Source organism: Actinomycetota bacterium (assembly GCA_035759705.1).
Taxonomy (GTDB): domain Bacteria; phylum Actinomycetota; class CADDZG01; order JAHWKV01; family JAHWKV01; genus JAJCYE01.
Map to the genome: position 1 here is coordinate 1 of DASTUJ010000026.1, position 8,458 is coordinate 8,458.

The following is an 8,458-nucleotide window of genomic DNA, read 5'->3' on the forward strand; positions in this document are numbered from 1 at the left end:
GCGTCGCACGAGCTGCGCACCCCGTTGACCATCGCCCGGGGCCAGCTGGAGTTGCTTAAGAACGAGATGGACGACCACGCCAAACAGCGCTCGGCCGGCATCGCCCTGGAGGAGTTGGACCGGATGGGCCGCATCGTCGAGGACCTGCTGCTCCTCGCGCGGCTGGAGGAGGGACTGACCCTGCAGACCCGGCCGGTGGAGGTGGAGCTGGTCATGGAGGAGGCGCTGCTGCGGGGGATGCTGCTGGAGCATCGGAAGATCGGCGTCTCGGTGGAGCCGGGGCTTTTCGTCCGGGCCGACCCGGAACGCCTGCTGCAGGTCCTGTCGAACCTGGTCACCAACTCCATCCGCCACGGCGGGCCGGACGCGGAGATCACCCTATCCGCCCGGAAGGACCGCCGGGGCGTGCTGCTGGAGGTCTCCGACACGGGCCCCGGGATCCCGCCGGAGGACGTCGACCACATCTTCGACCGGCTGTTCCGCGGCTCCCGTCCCAGCAGCGGGTCGGCGGGCGGCGCCGGTTTGGGGCTGGCCATAGCCCGCTCGCTCACCGAGGCGATGGGCGGGACCATCTGGGCCGCCTCCACCCCGGGCGTCGGGACGACGATCTCGCTCCGGCTCCCGCCGGCCGATGTGCATGAAGAATCTTTAACCCAGACCTCACGATTGTTTCATCGCCGTCCCCGATAACTGATCTCAGCGGCCGAGTGCGGCCACCTAGATCTGGAGGGACGAATGAAAAAGCTCGACCGGGCCGCCACCGCGGCCCTCAGCCTCACCGGAGTTGTAGTTGCAACCGCCATAGGAGTTGCCTTCACGGCGGCCGCCCGAAGCCCCGAGGCGCCTCCCGCCCAGGACGGCACGATCGCGTTGGTTAGCCCCCGGGCCTCCTCCACGCCCACGGCAGAAGCCTCCCCTGAAGCTACGGCGGCGGCATCCGGCCCGGCCGACGACCAGACTCAGGCGGGACCCGGCGGGGGCTCAACGTCCGGCCGGGGCTCTTCCGGCTCCGGCGGCTCCTCCAACCGGGGCTCGGCGCCGGCGGCGGTAGCCGCCAGGCCAGCGGCCCCCCGCCCGGCGGCAACCATATCGGCGGCGGTCGACACTCGCGGAGACGGGACACCCGAGGACGGCGACAACGACGACGACTCGTCCGATGACGACAACAGCGGTCATAGCGGAGACGACGACAACAGCGGTCACGGAGGCGACGACGGAGCCAAGAGCAACTCCGGGCCGGGCAACTACGAGAACCCCGGGCGGAGCAACAGCGGCGGTGACGATGATTGAGGGTCCGGCGGGCACTGCGGTCCTGGACCGGCCTCAGTCCGACCCGGCGCCGGCCGCCGACGTGGGCGGCTCACAAAAGACCGTCCGCCGACTCTGGGCATGCGTCTACGTCGCCCTGGTGCTGGCTCCGTTTGCGCTGGTCCTTGTCGCCCCCCGGCCCCCGGGCCGGAGCTTCGGGGTGGAGCTCGGGGCGGCGCTGGGGTTCGCCGCCCTGGCGGTCCTGGTGCTGCAGGTCGTCCTGCCCTCCCGGGCCCGCCCCTTCACTGCGCCTTTCGGCGTCGACGTCCTGCTCCGCTTCCACCGCTACGTCGGAATGGCGAGCATCTGGCTGGTGCTGGCCCACCTTGTGGTGCTGCTGATCGACGACCCGGCCAAGTGGGCCCTGCTCAACCCGATGGTCGCCCCGTGGCGGGCCCGGGCCGGGGTCAGCGCCCTGGTCTGCCTGTTTCTACTGGGCGGGACCTCGATGTGGCGGCGCTGGTTCAAGCTCAGCTACGAAACCTGGCGGTGGGTCCACATCGTCCTCGGCGCCGGGCTTATCGGGTTCTCGTTCGCCCACATGGTCGGGGTCAACCACTACCTCAGCCTGGGGGCGATCTGGGTCGCCTCGGTGGCGATGCTCGGGATAGCCGGCTGGGGCCTCTCGCACCTGCGGCTCGCCCGGCCGCACGGGGCCTCCCGGCAGCCGTACGTTGTAACCGGCGTCCGGCGCGAGAGGGGCGAGGCCCACACGGTGAAGCTGCGGGCGGTCGGCCACGGCGGCCACCACTTCCGCCCGGGCCAGTTCGCCTGGATCAAGCTCGGGGAAACCCCGTTCTCCCTGCGGGAGCACCCGTTCTCCTACTCCTCGAGCGCAGCGAGTCCCGAGTGCCCGGAGTTCACCATCAAGGCGCTCGGCAACTTCACCGAAGGGGTGGGCCGTCTCGACCTAGGCACCCGCATCCACGTCGACGGGCCCCACGGCTCGTTCTCGCCGGCCCATCCGGAAGGCGACTACCTGCTGATCGCAGGTGGCGTCGGCATCACGCCGATGATGAGCATCCTTCGCAGCTTCGCCGACACCGGCGACCGGCGCCGGTTCTGCCTGGTGTACGCCAGCCGGGAGTGGGAGGACGTCACGTTCCGGGAGGAGCTGGACGGTCTCAAGAGCCGGCTCCCGCTGACCGTCCACCACATCCTGTCCCGTCCCCACCCGGCCTGGCCGGGGCACCGGGGGCGGCTGAGCGAAGCCGTCCTACGGCAGTGCCTGCAGCAGCTGACGGCGCCGTTCAACGTCTTCGTCTGCGGGTCCCCGAGGATGGTCGAGGACGCGGCCTGCCGCTTACGGAAGGTGGGCGTCCCGGACCCCTGGGTGCATACCGAGAAGTTTGCCGGCGCCTAGGCCGGCAGGGTCTGCTCCAGAAAGTCGGCTTCCGGGACGCCCTCGGGCACCTCGGTCACCGGCGGCGGCTCTTCGGCTTCGACCATCGAGGGGTCGTCGGGAGGCACGGCGACGGCCTCCGGCTCGGTCAGGGGGCTGGCAGTCTGATCTGAGAAGCTTTGCATCGGCCGCTCCTTTCGTCGAGCGCTCAGAACTCCTTAACCGCACAAGTTACCCCCGGCCGGAAGACGTAAAACGCTCCCGGTTATCTGCCCGGCGGGAAGGGTAGATACCGAGCCCGACTGCAACGCGAGTCAAAGGAGTTTGTTATGCCGGGCTTTCTCGACAAGTTGCTGGCCAGCCTTGAAGACGCCAAGATCCTGGACAAAGTAGCGATTCCGGGCACCGATGCGGCCTCCAAGGTCATTCCGAAAGGTCCGGTCAAGGACGCCTTGACCGGCAAGTGGCTGGGGCATCCGGTGCACCCGCTCCTGACCGACGTGGCGATTGGTTTCTGGACCGCAGGCGGGGTGCTGGACCTGCTCGGTGAACGCCACGAGAAGTCCGCCGAGGTCATGACCGGCCTGGGCATTCTCTCCGCCATACCGACGGCCCTGGCCGGGCTGGCGGATTGGGTCGACACCATCGGGGAAGAGCGCCGGGTGGGCCTCGTCCACGCTCTGGGAAACACGGCAGCCCTGACCGCGTTCACCTCCTCCTACTTCTGCCGCCGCAACGGCGACACCACCTCGGGCAAGTTGCTTGCGGCGCTCGGCTTGGGACTGCTGGGGGCCTCGGGGTACCTAGGGGGTCACCTGGCGTTCCGGATGGGCTCCGGCGTCGACCGGACGGCATTCGACCACAAGCCTCAGGACTGGACCCCGGTCCTGGCCGACGAGGACCTGCTGGAGGACGCACCGCAGGTCGTGCAGGCCGGCGACACCGACGTGCTGCTCTACCGCAACTCCGGGAACGTTTGCGCCATCCACAACGTGTGCACCCACCGGGGCGGCCCGCTGAACGAGGGGTCGATCGACCCGGAAGCCCGCACCGTCACCTGCCCGTGGCACGCCAGCGAGTTCGACCTCTGCACCGGCGAGGTGATCCACGGCCCCGCCAGCGCTCCACAAGCCCGATTCGAGACCAGGGTTCACGGGGGAAAGATCGAGTTAAAAGAGGTTAGAGGAGGCTGATCCGCAATTGAGCCCTGAGCAGCCTGCTCCCGAGCGCCTGATTGTGATCGGGGGGTCCGCAGGGAGCATTGAGGTCTTGACCACCCTCATTGGGGGACTGCCGGCCGACCTGCCCGCAGCGGTTTTGATAGCAATCCACATCTCGCCCGAAGCCCGCAGCCGCCTACCCGAGATCCTCGGGCGGGCAGGAATCCTTCCGGCGACGCACGCCGTCGACGGGGAGCCGATCCTGGCGGGCAGGGTCTACGTCGCCCCACCCGACCACCACCTGGTCGTGGGCCCGGGACAGATTCACCTCTCCCGCGGGCCGCGGGAGAACGGCCACCGGCCGGCGATAGACCCTCTTTTCCGCTCTGCCGCCCACTACTACCGGCACGCAGTCACAGGCGTTGTGCTGTCGGGTGGAGCGGACGACGGGGCGGCCGGCGTGGTGGCGATTGCAGCGGCGGGAGGGACCTCGGTCGCACAGAATCCCAACGACGCGATCCACCCCCGCATGCCTCAGAGCTCGATTGAGACCGGGATGGTCGACGCCGCGCTGTCGATTCCCGGGATCGTTAAGTACCTGGTGGAACGGGAGGTGCCGGTGGTGGCTGCGGTCCCCGACCTGGAAGCCGACGACCCGGTTCGGCAGGACAGGATGAAGCTCCCGCCCGATGAGCAGGTGGGCGACCCCTCTCCCTACACCTGCCCCGAGTGCCACGGCACCCTGTTCCAGGTGGAGAGCGAGCTCGTCCCGCGTTTTCGCTGCCGCATCGGCCACGCCTACTCCCAGAAGAGCCTCGAGGCGGAGCAGGCGGCAACCGTAGAGACGGCGCTGTGGACGGCTATCCGATCGTTAGAGGAACGGGCGGCACTGCTCTACGACCTGGCCGGCCGCATGCGCAGGCGCGACATCGAGGCGTCGGCCGTGCGGATGGAGAGCCAGGCCGTTGAGGCCGAGCGAGGGGCCGACCAGATCCGGGACCTGATCCGTCGCGGCTCGTTGTCGGCGCTGGACCACGATGAGTCGGGGCGCAGCCCCGAAGAAGGACACGGCGACTGAACCGCCCGGCGCGCAGCCCCGGCAATGTGGTGAACTAGCGCCCATGCCTGACTGGGGACTTGGAAAGTACGAGCTGACGGCACTGGAGCTGGAGCCGGTGGCCGAACGCGTGGTTGCGATGGCGTCGCCCCTCCGGACCGAGAGCGTCCTGGACGTTGCCTGCGGGACCGGCAACGCCGCGATCCTCGCCGCCCGCTTCCGGTCAAAGGTAACCGGGCTGGACCAGGCTCAGCGTCTGATCGAGGTTGCCCGCACGCGGGCGGCCGACGAAGGCCTCGACATCACGTTCGAGGTGGGCGACGCCGAGGCGCTGCCGTTCCCGGACCGGTCGTTCGACGTCGTCACGTCGATCTTCGGAATGATCTTCGCCGGCGACCCCGAGAGGGCGTTTTCCGAGATGATCCGGGTCATGCGCCCGGGCGGCAGGGCGTACCTCACGGTGTGGCTGCCCGGCGGGACCATCGACGCGATGGTCGGCCTGTTCATCAAGTACGTCAACGCCGCCACCGGCGAGCCGGGGCCGCCGTCGAGGCTTCAGTGGCACGAAGAGCCCGCCGTCGAAGAACTGGCGGCCAGACACGGGGCGACGGCCACGTTCCACGAGGGGGAGCTGCAGTTTTTTGCCGACTCTCCGGAGGAGTACCTGAGGCGCAACCAGGAGAACCACCCGATGAGCGTCGGAATGAAGCCGCTCCTGGAAAACGCCGGAACCCTCGAAGATTTGGAGTCCGAGGTGCTCGATGTGCTTCGATCCGGCAACGAGGACCCGGACGCCTTCCGCGTCACAAGCCGGTACCGGGTGATCGAAATCCGCCTCTAGGCGGAGAAGTTACCGGGTTGGAGTCGCTCCACGGCGGCCAGGAGGCGGAGCGCGAGGAAACTCAGCGTGTGCGTCAAGTCGCTGATCAGCGGAAACAGGTGGAGCACAAATGACCTCCGGCGGGGCTGGAACTGCCTAGAAGTCGTATCGGCGCGATCGGCCGATCGTTTTAGCCGAAATTGGCGCACTTTCCGGCCTCGCTTGCGATTTGGTAGTTCCGATTCGAAGAACCGTTTACTGTTTACAGTCGGTAATCCGACGCTTTTGTTGTGGAGGGTTGGCAGCAGGTGGACACCGGATTCCCTACCGGAACCGTTACTTTCCTTTTCACAGACATTGAAGGGTCCACCCAGCTGCTGCAGAGCCTGGGGGAGCGCTACGACGCCCTCCTCTCCACCCATCACGCCATCCTGCGTGAGGCGTTCGCCGCCCAGGGGGGCAAGGAGGTCGGGACCGAGGGCGACTCGTTCTTCGTGGTCTTCGCCGGCGCCCGCGCCGGGATCGACGCCGCAGTCGCCGCCCAGCGGGGCCTGGCAGCCCACGAGTTTCCCGACGGGGTCAAGGTCCGGGTCCGCATGGGCATTCACACCGGCGAAGGCAGGTTGGTCGACGGGAACTACCGGGGCATCGACGTCCACCGGGCCGCCCGGATAGCTGCAGCCGGCCACGGCGGACAGATCCTGGTCTCCGAGACGACCCGGGCGCTGGTCGAAGGCTCCCCGGGCGAAGAGCTGGGGTTCACCGACCTCGGCGAGCACCGGCTGAAGGACCTGGAGCACCCCGACCGGCTGTTCCAGCTGACGGCGCCCGGCCTGCTCACGAGCTTCCCGCCTCCCCGCTCAATCGACGCCCGGCCCAACAACCTAACCGCGCCGGTTACGTCGTTCATCGGCCGGGAGCGGGAGCTGCAGGACATCCGCAAGCAGCTGAACGACAACCGGCTGGTCACCCTGACCGGCCCGGGCGGCACCGGAAAGAGCCGGATCGCCATCCAGGTGGCATACGAGTTGCTGCCCGAGTTCGAGGACGGCGTTTTCCTGGTGTCGCTGGCCTCGGTCACCGACCCCGCGCTCCTCGCGTCGACGGTTGCCCAGGTGCTGGGGCTTCGCCAGCAGGGCACCACCTCCATCGAGTCGACGGTCAAACAGCACCTTGCCGCCAAGTCGACCCTGCTGATCCTGGACAACTTCGAGCACCTTCTGTCGGCGGCCTTCTTCGTGTCCGACCTGCTCTCCGAGACCAGCCGCCTGAAGGTCCTGGTCACGAGCCGGGCACCGCTGCGCATAGTCGCCGAGCAGGAGTACCCGATCCCTCCGATGTCGCTGCCGGCACCGGACAGGTCCACCGACCTCACCGCCCTGGAGACCTCGGAGGCAGTAAAACTGTTCCTCCAACGTGCCCGGGCGGTCCGGCCCGACTTTGCACTCACGGAACGAAACGCCCGGGAGATCGCCGAGATATGCCGGCGCCTGGACGGCCTGCCGCTTGCCCTGGAGCTGGCGGCAGCCCGCATCCGGACGCTCGAGCCGCACGAGGTGGCCCGGCGGCTGAACCGCAGCCTGTCGTTTCTGACCGGGGGGCCCCGGGACCTGCCCGCCCGGCAGCAGACCCTGCGCAACGCGATCGCCTGGAGCTACGACCTGCTCGACGGGGACATGCGGGACCTCTTCGCCCGGTTGGGCGTCTTCTCCGGGGGGTTCTCGCTGGAGGCGGTCGAGGCAGTCTGCTCCGACGAAGCGCTGGACCTGCTGGAGATGCTGGCCGAGCAGTCGATAGTCAAGGCGACCCTCGACCAGTTCGGCGCCCGCTACGTCATGCTGGGGCCGGTTCGGGAGTACGCCCTGGAGCGGCTCGAGGAGTCCGGGGAGGCGGCGGAGACCCGGGAGAAGCACGCCCGGTTCTTCTCCGGGCTGGCGCAGGAGGCGGCGCGCAACCTGCAGGGCCCGACCCAGGTGGAGTGGCTAGGGCGGCTGGAGCTCGAGAAGGACAACCTCCGGGCGGCGATGGCGTGGGCCCTGGATTCCGGGGACGACGAGCTTGCCGCCGGGATGGGGTGGTCGTTATGGATGTTCTGGTGGCTCCACGGGCACCAACAGGAGGGCCGGAGGTCGATGGAGGCGCTGCTCCGGCACAACCCGGCCGATCCGCAGCGGACCCTGGCGCTGGCCATCGCCGGCTCGACCACCCTGGTCCAGGGCGACCACGCAACCGCCAACCGCTACTTCCGGGAGTGCATCGAGCTGGCCCGAGCCATCGGTGACAAGCCACGGCTGTCTTTCTGCCTGTCCTCGCTCGGCCTGTCCTCGCTAAACCTTTCTGACTGGGAAACCGCGGAGGCATCCTTCGAGGAGGCTCTTCCGCTGTTCCGGGAGCAGGGCAACGAGATGATGGCATCGGGCGCCTGGACCAACCTCGGCACCGCCGCCTACATGCAGGGCAACCTGGAGGCCGCCGAAGCCCACGCCGGGGAGGGCCTGAAGGTCGCCCGGCACATCGGCGACCCGGTCAGCACCTACTTCGCCCTTTACACTCTGTCGCAGGTGGCCCTGGCCCGGAACGACCCTGCGGGGGCGGCGCCGTACCTGCGGGAGGGTCTTGCGATGGTCGGCAAGGTCGGGAACCCGGCCCGTGTGACCTACTACCTGGAGACCTACGCCCTGGTCCTTGCCGCCGGCGGCGACCTGGAGCGTGCCGCCCGGGTCATCGGGGCCTCCGAGGCGATCCGGGAGGCGGGCGGGGTGCCCCACTAC

General features: G+C 68.7%; 8 protein-coding genes. 7 read left to right on the plus strand and 1 reads right to left on the minus strand.

The features are described 5' to 3' along the window. The 3 genes from VFV09_01625 to VFV09_01635 all read left to right on the plus strand — a co-directional run. A partial coding sequence (locus VFV09_01625) for an ATP-binding protein (protein ID HEU4866403.1) occupies positions 1 to 690 on the plus strand: 690 nt, incomplete at its 5' end. Positions 691 to 735: 45 nt separating this feature from the next. Further along, the gene (locus VFV09_01630; protein ID HEU4866404.1) at positions 736 to 1,290 is read left to right on the plus strand and encodes a hypothetical protein; all 555 of its coding nucleotides are present in this window, start codon (positions 736 to 738) and stop codon (positions 1,288 to 1,290) included. Next, positions 1,283 to 2,671 carry a ferric reductase-like transmembrane domain-containing protein gene (locus tag VFV09_01635; GenBank protein ID HEU4866405.1) on the plus strand — a complete coding sequence of 463 codons (1,389 nt, stop codon included), beginning with the start codon at positions 1,283 to 1,285 and terminating at the stop codon, positions 2,669 to 2,671. The genes VFV09_01630 and VFV09_01635 overlap by 8 nt, the downstream gene beginning before the upstream one ends. Here the strand turns inward: VFV09_01635 and VFV09_01640 are convergent. Continuing rightward, entirely contained in the window at positions 2,668 to 2,835 is a 168-nt protein-coding gene (locus tag VFV09_01640) for a hypothetical protein (GenBank protein HEU4866406.1), read from the minus strand. The two genes, VFV09_01635 and VFV09_01640, sit on opposite strands and share 4 nt — an antisense overlap. Before the next feature lie 144 nt (positions 2,836 to 2,979). Between VFV09_01640 and VFV09_01645 the strand changes: the two genes are divergently transcribed. The 4 genes from VFV09_01645 to VFV09_01660 all read left to right on the plus strand — a co-directional run. Then, the gene (locus tag VFV09_01645; protein ID HEU4866407.1) at positions 2,980 to 3,843 is read left to right on the plus strand and encodes a Rieske (2Fe-2S) protein; all 864 of its coding nucleotides are present in this window, start codon (positions 2,980 to 2,982) and stop codon (positions 3,841 to 3,843) included. A gap of 7 nt (positions 3,844 to 3,850) precedes the next feature. Continuing rightward, positions 3,851 to 4,888 (plus strand): chemotaxis protein CheB, encoded by a 1,038-nt coding sequence (locus VFV09_01650; GenBank protein HEU4866408.1) that lies wholly within the window; start codon positions 3,851 to 3,853, stop codon positions 4,886 to 4,888. A gap of 43 nt (positions 4,889 to 4,931) precedes the next feature. Continuing rightward, positions 4,932 to 5,708, plus strand: a complete 777-nt coding sequence (locus tag VFV09_01655) for a class I SAM-dependent methyltransferase (GenBank protein ID HEU4866409.1) — start codon at positions 4,932 to 4,934, stop codon at positions 5,706 to 5,708. Between the two features lie 287 nt (positions 5,709 to 5,995). Further along, a partial coding sequence (locus VFV09_01660) for an adenylate/guanylate cyclase domain-containing protein (protein HEU4866410.1) occupies positions 5,996 to 8,458 on the plus strand: 2,463 nt, incomplete at its 3' end.